The 20,515-nt window shown below is 72.1% G+C and carries 12 protein-coding genes, 2 tRNA genes and 1 pseudogene; 4 read left to right on the top strand and 11 right to left on the bottom strand.

Annotated features, from left to right (window positions below; translation table 11 throughout):
- Positions 1 to 70: 70 nt before the first annotated feature.
- Both ACZ6BB_RS27205 and ACZ6BB_RS27200 read right to left on the bottom strand, forming a co-directional pair.
- Complete coding sequence (locus ACZ6BB_RS27205; RefSeq protein WP_471617776.1) at positions 71 to 2,290, bottom strand: ArnT family glycosyltransferase; 2,220 nt, start codon at positions 2,288 to 2,290, stop codon at positions 71 to 73.
- The gene (locus ACZ6BB_RS27200; protein ID WP_471617775.1) at positions 2,287 to 3,828 is read right to left on the bottom strand and encodes a bifunctional glycosyltransferase family 2/GtrA family protein; all 1,542 of its coding nucleotides are present in this window, start codon (positions 3,826 to 3,828) and stop codon (positions 2,287 to 2,289) included. Before ACZ6BB_RS27200 ends, ACZ6BB_RS27205 begins: the two co-directional genes overlap by 4 nt.
- Before the next feature lie 266 nt (positions 3,829 to 4,094).
- Between ACZ6BB_RS27200 and ACZ6BB_RS27195 the strand changes: the two genes are divergently transcribed.
- Together ACZ6BB_RS27195 and ACZ6BB_RS27190 are read left to right on the top strand one after the other, a co-directional pair.
- Positions 4,095 to 5,543 carry a sensor histidine kinase gene (locus ACZ6BB_RS27195; RefSeq protein ID WP_471617871.1) on the top strand — a complete coding sequence of 483 codons (1,449 nt, stop codon included), beginning with the start codon at positions 4,095 to 4,097 and terminating at the stop codon, positions 5,541 to 5,543.
- Positions 5,544 to 5,550: 7 nt separating this feature from the next.
- Positions 5,551 to 6,228, top strand: coding sequence for a response regulator (locus ACZ6BB_RS27190; protein ID WP_471617774.1), 678 nt, complete (start codon positions 5,551 to 5,553; stop codon positions 6,226 to 6,228).
- Here the strand turns inward: ACZ6BB_RS27190 and ACZ6BB_RS27185 are convergent.
- The 9 genes and pseudogenes from ACZ6BB_RS27185 to ACZ6BB_RS27145 all read right to left on the bottom strand — a co-directional run.
- Positions 6,154 to 6,909, bottom strand: a pseudogene (locus ACZ6BB_RS27185) (phosphatase PAP2 family protein); the annotation flags it as partial. The gene ACZ6BB_RS27190 and the pseudogene ACZ6BB_RS27185 sit on opposite strands and share 75 nt — an antisense overlap.
- A gap of 292 nt (positions 6,910 to 7,201) precedes the next feature.
- On the bottom strand, positions 7,202 to 8,926 hold the full coding sequence (locus ACZ6BB_RS27180) for a sensor histidine kinase (RefSeq protein WP_471617773.1): 1,725 nt from the start codon (positions 8,924 to 8,926) through the stop codon (positions 7,202 to 7,204).
- Positions 8,923 to 9,663: a response regulator transcription factor gene (locus ACZ6BB_RS27175; RefSeq protein ID WP_471617772.1), complete on the bottom strand. Its 741-nt coding sequence runs from the start codon at positions 9,661 to 9,663 to the stop codon at positions 8,923 to 8,925. Before ACZ6BB_RS27175 ends, ACZ6BB_RS27180 begins: the two co-directional genes overlap by 4 nt.
- Positions 9,664 to 9,926: 263 nt before the next feature.
- The gene (locus ACZ6BB_RS27170) at positions 9,927 to 10,433 is read right to left on the bottom strand and encodes an antibiotic biosynthesis monooxygenase family protein (protein ID WP_471617771.1); all 507 of its coding nucleotides are present in this window, start codon (positions 10,431 to 10,433) and stop codon (positions 9,927 to 9,929) included.
- A gap of 143 nt (positions 10,434 to 10,576) precedes the next feature.
- Positions 10,577 to 11,467, bottom strand: a complete 891-nt coding sequence (locus ACZ6BB_RS27165) for a DUF2797 domain-containing protein (RefSeq protein WP_471617770.1) — start codon at positions 11,465 to 11,467, stop codon at positions 10,577 to 10,579.
- 181 nt (positions 11,468 to 11,648) lie between these two features.
- Complete coding sequence (locus ACZ6BB_RS27160; protein WP_013002359.1) at positions 11,649 to 11,870, bottom strand: hypothetical protein; 222 nt, start codon at positions 11,868 to 11,870, stop codon at positions 11,649 to 11,651.
- A 206-nt stretch (positions 11,871 to 12,076) separates the two neighbouring features.
- On the bottom strand, positions 12,077 to 13,195 hold the full coding sequence (locus ACZ6BB_RS27155; RefSeq protein ID WP_471617769.1) for a M23 family metallopeptidase: 1,119 nt from the start codon (positions 13,193 to 13,195) through the stop codon (positions 12,077 to 12,079).
- Positions 13,196 to 13,630: 435 nt separating this feature from the next.
- Positions 13,631 to 13,703 (bottom strand) — tRNA-Arg (locus tag ACZ6BB_RS27150).
- A gap of 198 nt (positions 13,704 to 13,901) precedes the next feature.
- Positions 13,902 to 13,992: transfer RNA gene (locus tag ACZ6BB_RS27145), tRNA-Ser, on the bottom strand.
- 211 nt (positions 13,993 to 14,203) lie between these two features.
- Between ACZ6BB_RS27145 and ACZ6BB_RS27140 the strand changes: the two genes are divergently transcribed.
- Together ACZ6BB_RS27140 and ACZ6BB_RS27135 are read left to right on the top strand one after the other, a co-directional pair.
- A complete protein-coding gene (locus tag ACZ6BB_RS27140; protein ID WP_471617768.1) occupies positions 14,204 to 14,755 on the top strand; it encodes an SSI family serine proteinase inhibitor in 552 nt (183 codons plus the stop codon).
- Between the two features lie 376 nt (positions 14,756 to 15,131).
- Positions 15,132 to 20,408: a PAS domain-containing protein gene (locus ACZ6BB_RS27135; RefSeq protein ID WP_471617767.1), complete on the top strand. Its 5,277-nt coding sequence runs from the start codon at positions 15,132 to 15,134 to the stop codon at positions 20,406 to 20,408.
- Positions 20,409 to 20,515: the final 107 nt, after the last annotated feature.

Below are 20,515 nucleotides of genomic sequence, written 5' to 3'. Positions count from 1 at the left end.
CGGGGGTTCGTCCGCACCCCCGGGCCACCGCCCCGCTCACGCCGCGTCGCTCCTCACGCCGCCTGCCTCCTCACTTCGCCTGCGTCAGGTCGTAGAACGTCGTGCCGTCGACCGTCACCGCCTCGAAGTTCTCCTGGACCCAGGAGCTGATCCGCGAGGAGGTGCCGTCGCTGCCGCCGCCCATGCCGCCGCCGGAGCCGCTGGCGATGAAGTAGTGGATCCTGCCGTCCTCCACGTACTTCTTGAACTCCGCGAGGGTCGGGGACGGGTCGGTGCCGTTGAAGCCGCCGATCGCCATGACCGGTTCGCCGGTGGAGAGCTGGTAACTCGCCGCGTTCTGGGCGCCGATGGCCGCGGCGGCCCAGGTGTAGTCACCCACGTTCTTCTCCAGCAGTTCCTTGGCCTCGTCGCTGACGGAGGCGCCGTTGAGCAGGCCGCCCATGCCGCCACCGCCCATGCGGCCGCCGTCCCCGTTCTGGGTCTGGGCGTTGCCCTGGCCCTGCTGCCGGCCGCCCTGGCCGCCGCCGAAGCCACCGGTCGGGGGCTGGCCCAGCTGACCGTTGCCGTTCTGGCCACCCTGCTGGTTCTGGTTGCCCTGCTGGTTGTTCTGGCCCGGCATGCCTCCGCCGCCGGGACCACCGCCCATGCCGCCGCCGGGACCGCCGCCCATGCCGCCGGGGCCGCGGCCCATGCCGCCCTGGACGGACGGCCCGGCCGTGACGATCGAACCGGTGTGCCCCTCGCCCAGCGTGGTGACCGTGTACGCCGTCGGCCCCGCGACCGCGGTGACGACGCTCAGCCCCACGACCGCCAGCGCCAGCTGCCGGCCGAGCCTGGCCGAGAAGACCAGGCCGAGCGCGGCGGCCAGGCCGCCGACGAGCACGACCCACTTGAGCCAGGGCAGGTAGTCGGAGGAGCGGTTGAGCAGGACGTAGCCCCAGGCCGCGGTGGCCGTCATGGCCGCCGCCATCGTGAGCGACGCCCAGAGTTCGGTCCGCCGCTCCCAGAGCAGTGCCGCGCCCATACCGGTCAGTGGCGCGATGTAGGGGGCGAGGGCCACGGTGTAGTACTCGTGGAAGATGCCCTGCATGAAGCTGAAGACCACCATGGTGATCAGCAGCGCACCGCCCCAGAGGAGGAAGGCCGCGCGGGTGGTGTCGGTACGCCGCAGCTTCCTCGTGGCCCAGATCGCGGCGCCGAACAGGATCAGCGCGGCCGGGATCAGCCAGGAGATCTGGCCGCCGATGGAGGAGCCGAACATCCGGTCCCAGCCGGTCTCGCCCCAGTTGCCGCCACCCCCACCACCACCGCCGCCGCCACCGACGCTGCCGGTCTCCTCGCCGTTGAGACGGCCCAGACCGTTGTAGCCGAAGGTGAGTTCGAGGAAGGAGTCGTTCTGCGAGCCGCCGATGTACGGGCGGGAGGACGCGGGCCACAACTCCACGATCGCGACCCACCAGCCGCCGGCGACGACCATCGCGAGCCCGGCGAGCAGCACCTGCCCGACCCGCTTCCTCAGCGTGGCGGGCGCGAGGACGACGTACACGATCGCCAGCGGCGGCAGGATCAGGAAGGCCTGCAAGGTCTTGACCAGGAAGGCGAGGCCGATGGCGACGCCGGCCAGGACCAGCCACTTCGTCCGCGCCTTCTCCATCGCGCGCTGGGTGCAGTAGACCGCGGCGGCCATCAGCAGCGCGAGGGCCGCGTCCGGGTTGTTGAAGCGGAACATCAGCGCGGCGACCGGCGTGAGCGCGAACACCGCCATGGTGAGGAAGCCGGCCGTGGCGCCGAAGCGACGGCGTACGGCCGCCCACAGCACTCCGGCGGTGGCGACGGCCATCAGGACCTGCGGGAACAGGATCGCGAAGGAGTCGAGACCGAACAGCCGCACCGACAGCGCCATCGGCCAGAGCGAGGCCGGGGGCTTGTCGACGGTGATGGCGTTGCCGGAGTCCAGCGAGCCGAAGAAGAAGGCCTTCCAGGACTGGCTGCCCGCCTGCACGGCCGCCGAGTAGAAGGAGTTGGCGTAGCCGGAGGCCGTGAGGTTCCAGGTGTAGAGGCCGCCGATCAGCAGCAGCGCGAACAGGAAACCGGGGCGTATCCAGCGGTTGTCCTCCGGCCGGCCCCGCCACAGCCGCCGGGCGAAGGGCGGCGCGGGCTCACCGGCCCCGGGGGTGGGAGGCTCGGCGGGCGCCTGCGCGACCACCGGTCCCTGCGGGGCCGTCGCCGACGGCTCCCGGCCGACGCCGGGATCCCCCGGCCGGCTCGTCGTCTCGAACTGCGTGCTCATCGTGCGTTCCTCGAATCCTGATCGTGCGGGCGCACCGGCCGCATCCGCATGGTCGGCTCCCCCCAGGTGCGGTCCGCGGCTTCTCCGGCGCGGACCGGGGGCGTGGTGTACGTCGGCCGGAACCGGTCCTGGTGGCCGTACGGCCCCGGCTGTCCCGGCCGTACCGACGCCGCGGTCGCGTGGACCGGCGGGGAGGCGTGCTTCGGGGCGGGGTGGTGGGAGGCGGGGTGGTGGGAGGGGTGGTGGGAGGCGGAGTGGTGCGCGGCGACGACGGTCGAGCCCTCCGCGGGGGAGCCGTCGCGCCGGTCCGGGAACACCCACGCCCGGAACAGCAGGAACCGCAGCACCGTCGCCGCGAGGTTCGCGGCGACCAGGACCGCCAGCTCCGTGGAGTGCGCGGGGTCGGAGGTGGCCGCGTTCAGCGCGGCGAGCGAGCCGCTGGTGAGGGCCAGCCCGATGCCGAACACCACCAGCCCCTGCGCCTGGTGCTTGATGACACCGCCGCGGCCACGGACGCCGAAGGTCAGACGCCGGTTGGCGGCCGTGTTGGCGACGGCCGAGACCAGCAGGGCCAGCGCGTTGGCGGTCTGCGACCCCGAGAAGGTCCGGAAGCCGCTGTAGAGGAGCAGATAGAAGAGGGTGGAGAGGCCGCCGACGACGCAGAAGCCGAGGAGCTGGCGGGCGAGGCCGCGCGGTACGTCCTGGATCTCACGGTCGCGGGGGTCGTCCCCGAAGGGCCGGGCGAGCCGGTCCAGGGCGAGGGACCCGGTGGCCAGCGCCTTCCCCACCCTCCATACCCCCTTGAGATCGTCGGTGGCGGTCTTCACGATGTGGACGGTCGAGTTCGGGTCGTCCACCCAGTCCACCGGCACTTCGTGGATCCTGAGCCCGGCCCGCTCCGCGAGCACCAGCATCTCGGTGTCGAAGAACCACCCGGTGTCCTCGACCAGCGGCAGCAGCACCTGGGCGACATCCCGGCGTATCGCCTTGAACCCGCACTGCGCGTCCGAGAAGCGGGCCTGGAGCGAGCCGCGCAGGATCAGGTTGTAGGCCCGGCTGATGAACTCGCGCTTGGTGCCGCGCACCACCCGCGAGGAGCGGGCGAGCCGGGAGCCGATGGCCAGGTCCGAGTGACCGGAGATCAGGGGGGCGACCAGCGGCAGCAGCGCGTTCAGGTCGGTGGACAGGTCCACGTCCATGTAGGCGAGGACCGGCGCTTCGGACGCGGACCACACCGTCCGCAGGGCTCGCCCGCGCCCCTTCTGCTCCAGCCGGAAGGACCTGACCTCCGCGAGTTCCGCCTCCAGCCGGCGCGCCACCTGCGCGGTGGTGTCCGTGGAGGCGTTGTCCGCGATCGTGATGCGGAACGCGTACGGGAACGTGCGCGCGAGGTGCTCGTGCAGTCTGAGCACACACGGCTGGAGGTCCTTCTCCTCGTTGTAGACGGGGATCACTACGTCCAGGACAGGCGTACCGGCGTTTCCGGCCGGGAGGTGCTCCCGCGCCGGCAGGGTGCCGGGAGAAGAGTCGGTTCGCATGACCACCACATTCGCGAGCCGCTCTGTTATGCCCGTGTGCTCACACTGTGGTGCGCCTGTGAGTCCGGCTGCCGGTTCGTCGCGTTCCCCGTCAAGTTCTTCTGTTCAGTCTCCGTGCGCGAGTAAGACTCACCTCGGTCCGGGACTTGGCCGTGGCTGGCCAGCCTGTCCCTCAAACTGCGGTGCTCGCCGGTTACTGGCGCAGATTGGACTTTCGGCAGTGTCGGACGACTCCCGATGTCCGTACCGTCGCTTCCGTGGACAGCATGGTGATCAATAGTGGGACTCCGACCGGGACGGTTGTTTCCCCGCACACTCTTGCTCCAGGGAGTCTTCTGACAGCGGCTGCGGTGACGGCCGCCGGCCTGAGCATGGTGAACCTGTGGTGGACTGTCCCGACTGCCATCGCCGCGTTCCTGGCCGGACGGTGGCCTGGACGGATGGCGCCCACCGTGCTCGCTCTGGTCGGGCTTCTCGCGGCCGGCGTCGTGGCATTGTCCGTCGTGCCTGCCTGGCTGCCGTTGGCCGGACGGTTTGTCACAGTGGTGGTCGTCGCCACGATGCTGCCCTGGTTCGCGGGCCGGTTCTGGTGCCAGTATCAGCAGCTTGTCCGGGCCGGTTGGGAGCGTGCAGAACAACTGCAACGCGAACAGGAGCTGGTCGCTGAGCAGGCCCGACTGCGCGAGCGAGCGCGTATCGCGCAGGACATGCATGACGTACTGGGCCATGACCTCAGCCTGATCGCCTTATCGGCCGGTGCCCTGAAGCTCGCGCCGGGCCTTGAAGAGCACCATCGAAGGGCCGCAGGTGACATCAGGGCCAAGGCGGCAGGCGCAGTGGAGCGTCTCGGCGAAGTGATCGGTGTCCTGCGCGAAGAGACCGGTGACGTGCCGACGGATCCTAACGGCTCCAGTCTCGCATGCCTGATCGAAGAGGCATCCGGAGCCGGGCTCGCGGTGAAGTTGTACACCGACGGCACGGCAGACGACCTGCCACCGGTGGCGGAGCGGGCGGTGCATCGGGTCGTGCAGGAAGCGCTGACCAACGTTGCCAAGCACGCGCCCGGCGCGACGGCGACCGTCCAAGTGACGCATACGGCAACGGAATCAAGAGTCGCCGTAGTGAACGGCCCGCCATCATCCGTGGCCAACCTGCAGCCCCGGCCTCGGAGTGGGGGGCGTGGCCTCATCGGTCTCGAAGAACGTGTGCGCTTGGCCGGCGGTTCGTTCGACCACGGTCCGCGCGACGGGGGCTTTGCAGTCGCCGCGCGGATCCCGCACGCACCTGCGTCACAGCCGCCTCGGCTCCTCGCGCCCGCGGCCTCCCGGACCGGCGGCCAGTTGCCGCAGGAACATCGCCGTGCTCGGCGCCGTGTCAGCCGAGCCCTGGTCGCTGCGGTCATGGTGCCCCTGGTGACAGGAGCGGTGCTGAGCGGAGCACTCATGGGGTGGGAGATGCTGTCGGCGTCCCGGTCGGTCTTGGAACCTGGTGACTTTTCCCGCCTGCGCGTGGGGCAAGATCGTTCTGAGGTGGAGCGTTTCCTGCCGGACCGGCAGACGAACTACCGACCGCTGGCTGCCGAGCCGACAGGAGACGGCAAAACGTGCGAGTACTACGCGATGACGGCCGACCGGTTCGACGACCGGTCCGGGGACGCGTACCGGCTCTGCTTCCGGGACGGCATCCTGATGTCCCTGGACGCGCTCACCCCGTGAGTGCCCGATGATCCGGGTGCTGATCGCCGACGACGAGCCGATGATCCGGGCGGGAGTACGCGCCGTTCTTGCCTCGGATCCGGACATGGAGATCATCGCCGAGGCCGGTGACGGACACGAGGCCGTGGAACTGGTTCGGCGTCACCGCCCTGCGGTAGCCGTGCTCGACATCCGTATGCCGGGGCTGAACGGCATCGACGCAGCGGCGGAGATCCGCAGCACCGCGCCCAGCACAGGCGTCGTCATGCTGACGACGTTCGGTGAGGACGACTACATCCTGCGAGCACTCGGTGGTGGCGCGACCGGCTTCCTGATCAAATCGGGCGAGCCCGAGGAACTGGTCACCGGGGTCCGGGCGGTGGCCGACGGCGCCGCCTATCTGTCACCGAAGGTCGCGGCCCGGGTCGTCGCGCACCTCGCCGCGACGGGCGCGGGCACCCTGGCTGGCCGGCGCTCCGCCGCCCGCGCCCGAGTCGACTCCCTGACCGCCCGGGAACGGGAGGTACTGGCCTTCCTCGGCAGTGGGCTGTCCAACGGGCAGATCGCCCGGCGGTTGCATGTGGTGGAGGGAACCGTGAAAGCCCATGTGAGTTCCATCCTGGCGAGGCTGGGCGTGGACAACCGCGCTGCTGCCGCGGTCGTTGCCCACGAGGCCGGGATCGTTCCCGCGCCGTCCCAGACGTGATGCCGCCCGCTGAGCCAGCGGCAGCACCATGAGCAGTACGGCCACCACCACGGTGGCGCCGAGGATCGCTCCGGCGAGTACATCGTGCGGATAGTGGACCCCCACCAAGACACGCAGCAGCGCGGCGGCCCCGGCCAGCGGCAGCGTGGCTGCGGCAAGGCGCGGCCGAAGCACGGCAAGGCCGACGGCCAGCCCGGCGGCCAGGGTGGCGTGGTTGCTCGGGAAGGACCAGTCGCCCGCGCCAGGACATTCCGCGACGAGGTCGACCCCCGTGCGCAGCGCGCGGCAAGGTCGCTCCTCGTCCACCACCAGCTTCACTGCTTCGCTCACCGCGTAGGCCGCGACGGTGGCGAGAGCGATCAACACCGATCCGGCGGCACCTCGTAGATCTTTGCGGCGGACTGCTGTCCACCACGTCCAGGCCAGCAACATTCCGAGAAGCACCAGAGTGCCCTCGGTGGCTAATTCCAGGAGCGGGCCCAGCCACGACGGCGCATCTGCCACCGTCCGAGTCACCGACCGGTACGCGGACGCCGATGCTCCTCCAGTGACCTGAACGGCACCGGCTTCACCCAACCCACCCGGGGAAAGCCAGACGACCGCTCCCGCCCCCACACCCAGGACGCCCAAAGCACCAAGCAGCCGGCCAGCTCTGATCTTCTCTCGTGGTTCTTGTTCCATGGGGCCTGAACGTAGAAGCGGGGACAGCCAGGAACCCGAGCCGAACGGCAACAGCGCCCCCTGGCGATCGTCAGGGTTGACGGGTACGGAAACCCCGCCCGCAGCACCGGACAGCCATCCTGATCGAGGCCGAGAAGTCCGCTAACACTCGGTGTGCTGAAGGCGTGTCACGCCCCTTCTCACCCCCCGGTGATCCTCGCCGTCCCAGCCTGAACCACTCCACCGATCGGGTGGATGGCCCAGGGCCTGCTGGTGAGACGGGAGCAGGCCCTGCGGCTTCCGCCCTGTCAGGTTATGGATTCCGGAAACGGGATGACGCTGTCCGAGACAAGAGCCCGTTCTGCTTGCCCGTCGCCTCCGCTGACGCTTGAACACGCCCAATCATCAGGGAAGTCGCGTCGCCCACTGTCCCGGCCGAGTCGAACTCGCCGTCGTACCGCGCATCGTCGAGCTGCCAGTTCGCGGCGTCGTCGAGCGGCGGGACATCCCGCCCGAGGGCCGGCAGATGCACCGTGAACACGGTCCTGCCGGGCACGCTGTCGACGGTCACCGCGCCGCCGTGCGCGTCGGCCACGGCCTGCACGATGGCGAGCCCGAGCCCGGTCGACCCGGACACCCTGGACCGTGACGAGTCGCCCCGCGCGAACCGCTCGAACACGTGCGGCAGCAGCTTGTCCGGTATGCCCTGTCCGTCGTCCTCGACGTCGACGCACATCCACGGCCCGCGCCGCTGGACGCGCGCGGTGACGGTGGTGCCGGGGGGCGTGTGCGTGCGGGCGTTGGCGAGCAGGTTGACGAGCACCTGCTGCAGCCGGGCCGCGTCGGCCGACACGAGGGCGGGCACGTCCGGCAGGTCGAGCCGCCAGCTGTGGCTCCGCCCGGCGACCCGCGCGTCGCTGACGGTGTCCACGACGAGGGGGATGAGGTCGGTCTGCTCGAACTGCAGCGGCCGGCCGGCGTCGAGCCGTGCGAGCAGCAGCAGATCCTCGACCAGCATGGTCATCCGCCCGGACTCGGACTCGATCCGCCCGAGCGCGTGCCGGGTGTCGGGCCCGATCTCCTCCCGGCCGCGCCGGGTCAGCTCGGCGTACCCGCGGATCGACGCGAGGGGCGTCCGCAGCTCGTGACTGGCGTCCGCGACGAACTGCCGTACGCGCGTCTCGCTCTCCTGCCGTGAGTGCAGGGCGCCGTGGATGTGGTCCAACATGCGGTTGAGCGCGGCACCGACCTGCCCGACCTCGGTGTGCGGGTCGGTCTCGGACACCGGGACGCGTTCGTTGAGGGTGACCTCACCGGTGTGCAGGGGCAGTTCGGAGACCCGGGTCGCGGTGGAGGCGACCTTGCGCAGCGGACGCAGGGCGACACCGACGAGGACGGACCCGGCGATCCCGGCGGCGATGAGACCGGCGGCGGTGACACTGAGTTCTACGGCGATGAGGGTGCTGAGGGTACTGGTGACGGATTCGGTGGGGAGGGCGACGTAGAAGCTGCCCTTGCTCCCCTCGGCATAGGTGACCCGGTATTCGCCGAGGCCGGGGATGTCCACGGTGGAGATACCGTTCTTCGACGCCGAGCCGAGGGCGGCCTCCTGCTCCGTGCTGAGAGCGTCGGTGGTCATGCCCTCGAAGCCGTCGCTGTCGGACGTCTTCTCCTTGGCGACCACCGCTTTCGTGACCCCGCCGTCCGTCCCCACCTGGGCGACGACGGTGTACTTTTCAGTGCCCCCCTTGGTGACGAACCCGAAGGGACCGTCCGGCGGAATGTTGATACCGCTCCCGGGGAGCTTTCCTTCCGGCGGACCTGCGGCACGCTTGGCGACCTCTTCGACCTGACTGTTCAACTGCTTGTTGAGGTGCTCGCGCAACGCGACCGCGGTCACCGTCCCGATCACCGCACACACCACCGCGATCAACGCCACCGCGGAGACGACGAGCCGCGTACGCAGCGTGCGCGGCCGTCCTCGCCTCAGCCTCGGCCTCAGCTGCCTCTGCGTACGCGTCCGTCGTCGCCCGCTCATGACGAGGCGGGCTTGATCAGATAGCCCGCCCCACGCCGCGTGTGGATCATCGGCTCCCGCCCGGCGTCGATCTTGCGCCGCAGGTACGAGATGTAGAGCTCGACCACATTGGCCTGGCCACCGAAGTCGTACGACCACACCCGGTCGAGGATCTGCGCCTTGCTGAGCACGCGCCGCGGATTCCGCATGAGGAAGCGCAGCAGTTCGAACTCGGTGGCGGTGAGGTGGATGTTCGCCCCGCCCCGCGACACCTCGTGGCTGTCCTCGTCGAGCATGAGGTCACCGACGACGAGCACGGAGTCGGAGCGGCGGTCGGCGGCGCCGGAGCGGCGGATCAGCCCACGCAGCCGGGCGACGACCTCTTCGAGGCTGAACGGCTTGGTGACGTAGTCGTCACCACCGGCGGTGAGCCCGGCGATCCGGTCCTCGACCGCGTCCTTCGCGGTCAGGAAGAGCACGGGCACGTCCGGCAGGTCGCGCCGCAGCCGGCCGAGGACGGTCAGACCGTCCATGTCGGGCAGCATCATGTCGAGGACGACGGCGTCGGGCCGGAAGTCGCGGGCGGTCTGGAAGGCACCCGTGCCGTCCCCCGCGCTCCGGATCTGCCATCCCTCATAGCGCAGGGCCATGGACAGCAGTTCGGTGATCGACAGCTCGTCGTCCACCACAAGCACGCGGACGGGGCTCCCGTCCGGCCTCAGCAGTTCGGTGCGCCCCTGGGGCGAGGTCGTGGTCATGCTGGACACGTTGTCGGGGCCCCCTGAGAACGCCCTTTCCGGAACCTGTGATTTTTCTGAGAAACGCACAGGTACCTCTCAGGCAACCCCTGGGAAGATCCCCGGCCTCCCGGACATCGCCCCCGCCGACCAGCGCTTTCCTGATCGTTCCCACGGCGTTCCCACGGCGTTCTCCCGGCCGCCGCACCGCGGGCCCACAGCTCCACGAGCGCGGGGACGCGCCCCCGCGCCCCCACCCTGACCCCGCTTTTACGCAAGCGCCGTCATGCTTCGCCCTCGCCGCCGCCCTTGCCCTTGCCCCCGCCCTCCCCCCGCACGAAGCTGTGGCTCCGCTCGACCTTGGCGATGTGCAGGGTGTAGTTCTCGTACCACTCGGCCCGCCCCCGCTCCTGCGCCGCCCGGTGCTCGACGTCGGTCCGCCACTGCTCGATGGCTTCGGCATCCCGGAAGTACCCCACGGTGATCGCCGGCCCGCCGGGCCTCCACGCCTGGTCCATCCCGAGGAACCCCGGCACCCCCTTCACCAGCTCCTCCATCCGCTCGGCGGTCTCCGCGTACCCGCTCTGGTCCCGGGTCCGCGTGGAGGTGAAGACGACGGCGTAGTAGGGGGGTTCATGAGCCGGAACGGGCGCGACGACGGACGTGTCGCGGAGCGCGCCGTCGGGTGCGCTGTCGGGTGCGTTGTCGGGTGTGTCTGCAGGTATGTCGGCAGGTGTGTCGACCGAGGCGCCGGCAGGTACGTCGGCAGGTGCTGTCCGCTGATCATCCATGGCCTCACTGTCGGGCCGGGCCACCAGCGACGTCCACACACTTTCCGAACGGGATCCAAAAGGGATCACACTCTTTACCCCCGCCGCCGGGGCCGGGCCCGCCGCACCCACCACGCCCGCAGGCCCACACCGGCCGGCCACGCTCAGAACAGCCCGTCCTGAACGCCACCCCCGTCCCCTCGGCTCCCCAACTCCCGTACAGGCACGGTGACGGCGTCACGGGCCTCCCGGCCGACGGGCGCGGTCAGTTCCCACCCCGTCATGAGCCGCGTATCGAGGACGACGACACCCCGCCCGGTGGCCAGATGCAGGTCGGGCCCGGCGACGGCGAGCACCTCGCCGCCCACGGCCCCGCCAGCGACCAGCTCACTCACCACACTGTCCGCGGCCGGCAACCCGTCGAGCCCGAACACCCCGAAGTGATCGACCGCCCGGAACGGCACGGGCTCCAGCGACTCGGGCCACCCCGCGAGCTCCAGCGCGCGCCCGTGCAGCACGGCCAGCTCGGAGACGCGCTCCCCGGCGTCCGGCAGGTGGGCCCGTACGGCCCTCTTCTCGGCGTACGGGATCCGGTCCGGCACCCCGAGCGCGGCCCGCAGCACCTCCTCGGCCCGCCGCGCGGCCATCAGCGGCCCCCACCCGAGCCAGCCGAAGGAGACCGCGCCCTGCTCCAGCAGCCGAGCCGAGCCCCGCTCGACCGCGGTGATCCCGACCTTCACCATGCCGGGCCCGAACCATGCGAGGTACACGTGATACGGCCGCGGATCATCGGCGATCGTGTCGGCGGCCACGGAATGCGCCCGGTCCAGCCGCGCGCACTCCTCACACCGGGCCCCGGTAGTGCGCCCCGAGACCCCGGCCCGCAGCGGACACGGGTTCCCCCTGGCCCCGACGCAGGTCCGCCGCCCCTCGGCCACGACCCCGAAAGCCACCGCCTTCCCCCGCGGCAACGGACTCACGCGCCCGCCGGTCCACACCAGCAACGGCCCGTCCGCACCCCACCGCAGCCCCGTACATCTCCACACGCGTGCCATCCCTCGCGACCTTAGAGGGCAGCACTGACAACGCCTCCGCCCTGCCGGGCGTGGGCGGGACAGGCGCCGTGGTGGGGCAGAGCGGCACGGCGGGACGCGCTCCCCGCGGAGCGCAACCTGCCGCCGCTTCAGAGCCTGGCCCCGACCCTGGCCCGGCCCTGGTTTCAGTCTGTGTCTCGGACTACAGCTTGCTCATCTTGGTGTACGGGCTGAGGATCCGCTGTCGCGCCGACCCGAAATCGACGAGCGCGGCAATGCCGTCCTCGATGCCGATCACCCGGCCGAGGCCGTACATGTCGTGCGTGACCTGGTCGCCCACCGCGAAGTGCTTGGGAGGCGGGGCGACCGGGGCCTTGAAGGGACTGGTGGGCAAGTAGCGCTTCGGTGCACCTGGCTTTGTCATCTCGACCAGTATGCGCCCACACGCATCCGGCAGTCCGCCCTCTTCCGCCCCCGGCCTCTCCCCGGCCCCCTCCCCCACCCCGGCGACCGCCTCCTGGCAGGGCCGACGGCCTGCGGTCGGCACACCCGGACAGGCGCGGTCGGAACCCGGGGCGGTCAGAACCCCGGGGCGGTCAGAACCCCGGGGCGGTCAGAACCCCGGGGCGGTCAGAACTTCAGCACCTCGCGGTCGAGCGGATACCGCGCACGGTGACGGCCGTCGTACGGCGAGGGCGTGATCGGCAGGACGCCGGTCGGCTGCAGGCCCAGGTTGTCGTCCCAGATCCGGGGCTCGACCTGCCCGACGACGCGGAACTGCCGGAAGGTGAACGGCGGGCTGTCGGTCGGGAAGAACTCGGGGGTGGTCGTCACCTGGAAGTGCAGGTGCGGCGTGGTCGAGTTGCCGCTGTTGCCGATCAGCCCGAGGACCTGGCCGGATTCGACCCGGTCGCCCTCCCGGACCCTGAGCGAGCCGGGTGTCAGGTGGGCGTAGAGCAGGTAGCGGCCCGGCGCGACCTCCACAGTGACGTGGTTGCCGACCGTGTCCTCGATCGGCGGGACGGGCGGCGTGTTGGGCGGCGTGTTGTCCGGGATGCCGTCCTGGACCTCCACCACTGTGCCGCCGAGCGAGGCCACGACCGGCTGACGGTAGCTCAGGTAACTGGTGAGCTGCGCGGGGTCGCCTTCCCAGGTCTGCCCCTGCCCGCCGACCCGGTACCAGTCGATCGCGAAGCGCTGCGGCACGTAGAAGCGGCCGTTGATCGGGGCGAGGCCGCGCCGGTGGTGGGTGTTGCCGCAGCAGGACTCGCTGGAGTACCAGGTGCCGGGGCGGACCGGTGCGCCCAGGTTCAACGGCGGCCTGTCGGAGGTCCGGGTGACCTGCACCGTCTCCTCGAAGGCGGAGGAGCCGGAGGGCGCCAGGACGGCACCCGCGAGATGGTGTTCGAGGGCCTTGGGCACCCGCTCACCGCGGTCGAGAACCAGGTCGAGCCAGATGATCCACTGCTGGGAGCCCTGGATGACGGTCGGCGTCGGCCCCGGAGGCGCCGGGGTGTATCCGTCCGCACCCGGCAGCGGGTCACCCACCGGGTTGGCGGCGTCGGCCAGCGCCTGCCCGCTCAGCGAGCCGACGACCCGGTGCGTGCGGGCATCGCGGACGTCGACGCGGTCGAGCCGCAACGGCGTGCTGGAGGGCAGGGAACTCGTGGTGAGCAGTTCGTACGAGAGGTGCGTCTTGCCGTCCGTGGCGACGAACGGCGTCGGTTTGGTCAGCACTGCCGCCGTCAACGGCGTGAACTGTGCGCCGGGCGCCGCAGTGGCCGCGCCCGTTCCGTGTCCGTGTCCTTGTCCTTGTCCTTGTCCTTGTCCTTGTCCCGCCGAGGCCACCAGCATGCCGGCCGCGAGCACGGCAGCGGCGAGCCCGCGAAGTAGCGGGCGGCGGCCAGTGCGGTTGCGAGGGTCGCGCTCTGCCATTGCGCTCTTTCATTCGTCGGATCCGGGGCCGTGAAGGACACCGGCACGCCCCGCGCCGAGGCACGGGCCCATGTAATCCGCCGGTGCGTCGCTCCGGACGGAGGCCGCCGGAGTCAGGTGCCGAACTGCACCCGTCCAGCCGCATCGACCACCGCGCACCCGCCTCACGGCAACTCCGCGCCGTCCTTCACTGCCGCACGCCCACGAAACGCGAGAGGCCCCGGATCTCTCCGGGGCCTCTCACCTGTGTGCACTCGGCAGGATTCGAACCTGCAACCTTCTGATCCGTAGTCAGATGCTCTATCCGTTAAGCTACGAGTGCTTGTTCTGTTTTCTGCCGTTCCTGGCCCTTTCGGCCCGCTCGCGGCGACAGGAAGAACATTACATGACTGCCGTCGCCATGTGAAATCCGTTTCCCCTACCCCTTGTGACCTGGGAAAACGGCCCCTGAGGCGGTCTCGGAGCGTGGGCGGGAACGACGAAGCCCCGGTCGGTTGGACCGGGGCTTCGTGATCAAGCGCGGAGGCGGAGGGATTTGAACCCTCGATGGGATTGAAGTCCCAAACCGCATTAGCAGTGCGGCGCCATAGACCGGACTAGGCGACGCCTCCAGCACAACCACCCGCGCGAGCGCGAATGGTGCGTGCAGATGATGACACAGCCTGGTGGGCTGTCACCAATCGCCTCCCACGGTACTAGGCGGAGAGGCCGCAGGGCAAAGCCGTATGGCACGTCGGGAGTGGTGCGGGAGGCCGGCGGGGAAGGGTGGGGACGGGGTGCGGGCCGCCGCAACCGTGGGGCGGGCGTGGCGTTAGTCAGGTCATGTCGCAGAGTCCTCCCGCCGCCCGCCCGCTCGCTCCCACCGCACCCCTCGGCCGCCCCGCCGTCCTGGGCCGGCTGTTCCTCGGCGCCGCCGCCTCGCTGGCCGCGGCCGCCGCCGGCGCGCTCGCACCGGTGGCGCCGGACGCGTACGCCGCCGAGGCGGTGTCACGGGCGCCGCTGCCCCTGCCCACCCTCACCTCCACCCTCACCTCCGCCTTCGGCTCCGCGGACCGGTTGACCGTCACCGTGCGGGATGCCGGCGGCAGGGCGGACGGGACGTTCGTCCTGCGGTGCCATCCGCAGGGCGGCAGTCACCCTGACGCGGGTGAGGCGTGCGGACGGCTCGACCGGCGCACGGTGTGGGGGTCGGATCCGTTCGCGCCGGCGGGGACCGGGACCGTGTGCACGATGCAGTACGGCGGGCCGGCCACCGCCCATGTCACCGGAACCTGGGCCGGACGTCGTGTCGACGCGACGTTCGACCGCCGGAACGGCTGCGAGATCGCCCGCTGGGACGCACTGGTGCCCGTGCTGCCGGACCTCCGCGCCTAGGGGAGACGAAAGAACAACGGAGAAGACGGAGAACACAGAGAAGAAGGAGCAGGGGGAGCAAGGGGAGCAGGGGGAGAGGAAGAGGAGAAGGGAATCGGCCACCCGGCGGGCGGGGCCGGCGGCCCGTTCGACGTCCGCGCACAGCCCGTACATATGTGCCGCCGACAAGGTCCTCCGGCAAAACACACGGTCACGGCATCCCCGTCCGCACAGTCACCGCATCTTCAGATGTTCGGTGTGCGACCTCCCTCTCATCCGGCGTCGCGAGCGCAACCTCTGCCCGTAGACTCCCTCGCGTGACACGTTGCGGGCCGGTTGGCAAGATGGCCACGGGCCCAGCGGTCGGCAAGGTGCGGTAACAGGGAGGAAGCGTCTCGTGAGCAGCAGGCCATCCCGAGGCGCTGCTCGCCTCGCAGCCATACTGGACGCGCTGCCCGACGCGTTGGTGCTGGTCAACGCCAATGGGACCGTCGTCAATGCCAACACGATCGCGCTGGAGGCCTTCGAGACTCCCGGCACCGCGTTGGTCGGGCGCGGTCTGCTGGACCTGCTCCCCGAGTTCGACTCCCGGCTCATCCCGGGCTCCATGCGGCGGCCCGACACCATGGACCCGACCGGGCGGACCAAGCCGACCCGGATGACCGCTCGCCGGACCGACGGCAGCGAGTTCCCGGTCGAGGTCACATCCGCGAATCTGGAGAACGGCCAGCAGGCGTACGACGGTTACGGCTACGCCAACGACGAGCTGCTCATGCTGGTCGTACGGGATCTTTCGGGCACCGTCGACACCGAGGCCGAACTCGCGCGTTCGCAACGGCAGACCGAGATGATCCTGCGGGCCGCGTCCGAGGGCGTGGTCGGGACGGATACGGACGGGCGGATCGTCCTCGTCAATCCGGCCGCCGCGCAGATACTGGGTTACCGGGCCAGTGACCTCGGCGGACGCGAGCTGCACACGCTCGTCCTGCACTCCCGCGAGGACGGCGCCCCCTTCCCGTACGGCGAGTCGCCGCTCGCGGACACCCTGCGGTCCGGGCGCAAGCACCGGGTGCGCGGGCAGGTGCTGTGGGCGAAGAACGGCGAGAAGGTGTCGGTCGACCTGACGACCGCGCCGGTGCGTGACGGGGATCAGCTCGTCGGCGCGGTGATGACGTTCACCGACCGGCGGCCGTACGACAAGCTCGCCGAGGAGAAGGACTCCGAGGCCGAGACGCACGCGGAGGAGCTGGAGCGGCTCGCCAAGGAGCATGCCGAGGAACTCGCGGGCGTCCGGGAGGAGCACGCCGCCGAGCTGGCGGAGCTGAGCGAGCAGCACGCCGAGGAACTCGCCGCCGGTGACGAGCGGTACGCGGCGCTCGGCGAGCGCGAGAAGGACCGGTACGAGGCGCTGGCCGCGCGGCACGAGCAGCTGCTCGCCGTGCTGGGCACCTCGCTGCGCGGCCCGCTGGACCAGCTCCGCAGTGAGCTGGGCACCCTCGCCGCCGACGACGCCGGGCAGCTGTGGCCCGAGGCCAACCAGGTGCTGCATCACCTGACCGCCGGGTACTCACGGATCACGACCCTCATCGACAACGTGCTCGGCTACCAGCGCATCGACGCGGGCGAGGACGGCCTCGTCCGTACGGCCGTGATGCTGGACGCGGTCGTCGCGGCCGGTGTCGACGGGGCCGTGGAGCTGATCGGGCCGGGGCGGGTGCAGTTCGCCGTGCACGCGCCGCCCATCGAGGCCGAGGTGGACCAGGTGCGGCTCGCGACCGCGCTCGCGCACCTCGTCGCGGATGTCGCCGGTGTGGACGCGACGGGCAACACGCCCATGTCCGCCGGCGGGTACATGGACAACACCGTCGTGGTGGCGGCCGCGCAGCGCGGTGAGGTCGTCCGTATCGAGGTGCGCGGGCCGTACGCCGGGGGAGACCCGGTGCACCAGCCGATCGTCCAGGGGATCGTGCGGGCGCACGGCGGTGTGCTGCAGACGGTCGAGGTGCCGGGGATGAGCGGCAGCGCGTATGTGCTGGAGGTGCCGCTGGGTGGCGGCGCCGGTGCCGTGCCCGCCGCCCCGTTGCCCGCGGTGGTGGGTGCCGAGGCCGACTCCGGTGCCCCCGCTGTCGGCGCCGAGGTCGCCCTGCCCGAGCAGGCCGCCGCCGGTGGCGGGCGCAGGCGGGCGCGGCGGTCGTCGGTGGACGCGTTCCTGGAGAGCGAGGATGCCCCCGAGGCCCAGGGGCCCGAGGTCGCCGTCGCTCCCACCGGGCGGCGCAGGCGCAGGGCTGAGGACGCGGCGGGCGCGATCGGTGCGACCGGCGTGGCTGACGGGGGCGCTGAGGGGCCCGTGCCCGTGCAGGACGCCGAAGTCGAGGGTGTCGAGGGGACCGGGCGGCGGCGCGGGCGGGGTGTCGCCGGCGAGGCGGCCGGAGAACTTGTGGCCGCCGAGGGCGCGGTCGTCATGGCGGCCGAGCACGCGGCGGGAGCCGCTGCCGCCGCCAGCGGACTGGGGGGAACGGTGCCGCCGCAGGGTGTGCCCGCGCCCGCCGGGCGGCGCGCGCGCCGGGAGCCCGCCGCCGCGCAGAACGCCCTGCCGGCCGCGCTGCCCGCGGGGCAGAGCCCCGGCAGTGAGGTGAGCGTCGCCGACGCCGGTTCCCGTTCTGGTGCCGCCGGCTCCGATTCCGGTGACGCGGGGGGCGCTCAGCAGCCCACCGGGCGCCGGCGTCGGGCTCTGGCCAGTGCGGAGGAGCGGGCCGCCGCGCCCGAGCCGGGCGCGCGCGCCGTCTTCGCGCTGCCGCCGGCCGAGGCCGACCGGGGACCCGAGTACGCGCAGGCCGCCGGGCTCGGTCCGGTACCTCTGCCCGCTGGGCCGGGTGCGCCCGGCGCGCCGATGCCCATGCCGATGCCGATGCCCGCAGGCACCCCCGCGCCCGTGCAGGGTGAGGGCGGTCCGGGCGCGGGCGGCGGGGTGGTCCCGGCCGCCGGTGGACAGCCGGTTCCCGCTGGGGGACTCGTGCAGGCCGGCGTACCCGTGCAGGCCGGGGGAGTCGCGCCCGCTGGTGGGCCCGCCCTCGCCGGAGGGCCGGTGCCTGCCGCCGGGGTGGGACAGCAGATCGCACCGCAGTCAGGGCCCGTTGCGCCGGGTGGTGTCGTGGGACCGGGCATGGGTCAGGTCCCGGGCGTGGACCAGGGGCAGGTCCCTGGTGTGGGGCAGGCGCCCGGTGTGGGGCAGGCGCCCGGTGTGGGACAGGTTCCCACCGCTGGTCAGGTCCCCACCGTGGGTCAGGTTCCCGCCGCGGGTCAGGTCCCCGCCGCGGGTCAGGTCCCCACCGTGGGTCAGGGCTCAGTCGCGGGTCACGGCTCGGGCACGCCTGCCGGTGGTGTCGACGACGGCCGTCATGACGCCGCCCCGCACCAGGCGGCCGACGACCACACCCCGCCGCAACCGCACCCGATCGCCGCACCGACCGGCCGTCGCCGTGCGGTACGGCAGGCCGCTCCCCAGCAGGGTGACGGCGTGGCCATGCCGGCGCCCGCGCCAGGGGTGCCGGTCCAGGGTGCCCCGGCGCAGGGGATTCCTCCGCAGGCAGGCCCGGCGCAGCAGGTGCCCGCCCAGGGCGTGGCGCCCGCCGCCGCTCAGCCCGTGCCCGCCCAGCCCGTCCCCGCCCAGAACGTCCCGGGCGCCCCGCAGCCCGTCCCCATGCAGGCCGTCCCGCAGCAGGTACCCGGCCAGGGCGTCGCCGCCGCTCCCGGTCAGCCCGCCGCGGTCGCGGCCGGGCAGCCCGTCGCTCCGCAGGGGATGCCGGGGGGCGCGGCCCAGGCGGCCGTGGGACAGGCTCCCGCCGCCCAGGCGGCCACCGGTCAGGCCCCTGCCGGCCAGGCCGCCGCCCCCGGACAACCCGTCGCCGCACTGGGCACCGTCCCGTCGCAAGAGGTCCCCGGCGTCCCGCAGCAGGCGGTCGCGCAGGGTGTACCCGGGGCGCAGCCGGCTCAGGGCATCGCCCAGCCCGTGCCCGCGGCAGGTGTGCCCGGCGCCCAACAGGCCGTCCCCGCTCAGGGCGCGGCTCCCGGCGCGCCCCAGCCGCAGTCCTGGCCCGACGCCCGCCACGAGACCTACGGCGTCGGCATCCCCGTAGCCGCTCCGCAGGCGCCGCTGCCCCCGCAGTCCACCCCCTCCTCGGGCACCCCGCTGCCGCCGGAGGTGGCCGTACAGCAACAGCCGCGCGCCGCGCAGCCGTTGCCCGCCGAAGCCATGGCCCCGCCCCCGGCTCAAGCGCAAGGACAGGTACAGGGGCAAGGGAAGGTGCAGGGGCAAGCTCAGGTCCAAGCGCCAGCCCCGGCCACGCCGGCGGCCCCGGCTCCGGTCCCTGCCGCCGCTCCCCTCGACCCGAACTCCACCCATGGACGGGCGATCAGCGTACGGACACTCGGCCAGGGCGTCCCCTTCTCCCGCCAGGGCGGCCCTCAGGCGCAGCCCCAGAACGGAGCGCAGCCGCAGAGCGGAGCCACGCCCACCTCCAACCAGCCCGGTGGTTCGGGCCGTCGCCGCAAGCTGGGGACACCGCCGCAGCCGACCGGCGACCGCCCCGAGACCACCGCGCGCCCGCACCCGCAGTCCACCCCGACGAACGGCACCGGTTTCCGCATCGGCACCGGCCAGACGCCGCCCCCGGCCCAGCCGCAGCAGGCCGCCGCGCAGGTGTCCCAGCCGTCGCTCGCCGGGCAGGTCCCGCTCCCGCCGCAGCCCTCGCTCGCCGGACAGGTCCCGCTCCCGCCTCAGCCGTCCCTCGCCGGGCAGTCCCGGCTGACGGGCCGTACGGAGGGTGCCGGACGGTCGTACGCCATAGGGGCGCCCGACGAGAACGCGGACGAAGGTCCCGAGCCGCTCGACGGGCCCGGCGGTGCGGTGGAGGTCCCCGACCGGCCGCATCCGCAGCCGATGGACGACGAGTTGCCGCCGGAGCCGCTGGACAACCCGCGCCGGCTGCTGGTGTGGCCCGCGCCGGACGCGGCGACCCACCAGGCACTGAGCGACCGCGGCTACCGGCCCGTGATCGTGAACTCCCGCGAGGACGTGGACGCTCAGATCGCCGCCTACCCGGCCGCCCTGTTCGTCGATCCGCTGACCGGTCCCATCACCCGCACGGCACTGCAGTCCCTGCGCCAGGCCGCCGTTGCCGCCGAGGTCCCCGTGCTCGTGACGGCAGGGCTCGGCCAGGCGACACGGGAGGCGGCGTACGGTGCCGACCCGGCCGTGCTGCTGAAGGCGCTGGCGCCACGCGACTCCGAGCAGCATCCGCCGCGTGTCCTGCTCATCGAGGAGCACGCGGAGATCGCGCTCGCCCTCACCACGACGCTGGAACGGCGTGGCATGCAGGTCGCGCGGGCCGCGTCCGACGCGGACGCCGTCACGCTGGCCGCGCAGATGCGACCCAACCTGGTGGTGATGGACCTGCTGCAGGTACACCGCCGCCAGGCCGGAATCATCGACTGGCTGCGGACGAACGGCCAGCTGAACCGCACGCCGCTCGTCGTCTACACCGCCGCCGTCGACCCGTCCGAACTCCCGCGCCTGGCCTCGGGGGAGACGGTCCTGTTCCTGGCGGAGCGCTCGACGAGCACGGATGTGCAGACCCGGATCGTGGACCTGCTGGCACGAGTCGGCACGAACTGAGCCCGGGTACGGCGGTGGGGGGGGGGTTGGGGGTGAAGGGAGGGCCAAACCAAAGCTCCGGGAGAAGGCCTTTTCTCCCTCTTAGATTTCCACTCCCCTCCACCCCC

It is taken from the genome of Streptomyces sp. NPDC041108, from assembly GCF_055592645.1.
Note: the sequence above shows the minus strand (reverse complement) of the source record. Positions and strands in the feature narration are given on the sequence as shown.

Excerpts from the sequence above, each read along its gene's own strand:
- ACZ6BB_RS27205 (WP_471617776.1), bottom strand. The coding sequence starts at position 2,290 with ATGAGCACGCAGTTCGAGACGACGAGCCGGCCGGGGGATCCCGGCGTC.
- ACZ6BB_RS27200 (WP_471617775.1), bottom strand. The coding sequence starts at position 3,828 with ATGCGAACCGACTCTTCTCCCGGCACCCTGCCGGCGCGGGAGCACCTC.
- ACZ6BB_RS27195 (WP_471617871.1), top strand. The coding sequence starts at position 4,095 with ATGGTGATCAATAGTGGGACTCCGACCGGGACGGTTGTTTCCCCGCAC.
- ACZ6BB_RS27190 (WP_471617774.1), top strand. The coding sequence starts at position 5,551 with ATGATCCGGGTGCTGATCGCCGACGACGAGCCGATGATCCGGGCGGGA.
- ACZ6BB_RS27180 (WP_471617773.1), bottom strand. The coding sequence starts at position 8,926 with ATGAGCGGGCGACGACGGACGCGTACGCAGAGGCAGCTGAGGCCGAGG.
- ACZ6BB_RS27175 (WP_471617772.1), bottom strand. The coding sequence starts at position 9,663 with ATGACCACGACCTCGCCCCAGGGGCGCACCGAACTGCTGAGGCCGGAC.
- ACZ6BB_RS27170 (WP_471617771.1), bottom strand. The coding sequence starts at position 10,433 with ATGGATGATCAGCGGACAGCACCTGCCGACGTACCTGCCGGCGCCTCG.
- ACZ6BB_RS27165 (WP_471617770.1), bottom strand. The coding sequence starts at position 11,467 with ATGGCACGCGTGTGGAGATGTACGGGGCTGCGGTGGGGTGCGGACGGG.
- ACZ6BB_RS27160 (WP_013002359.1), bottom strand. The coding sequence starts at position 11,870 with ATGACAAAGCCAGGTGCACCGAAGCGCTACTTGCCCACCAGTCCCTTC.
- ACZ6BB_RS27140 (WP_471617768.1), top strand. The coding sequence starts at position 14,204 with ATGTCGCAGAGTCCTCCCGCCGCCCGCCCGCTCGCTCCCACCGCACCC.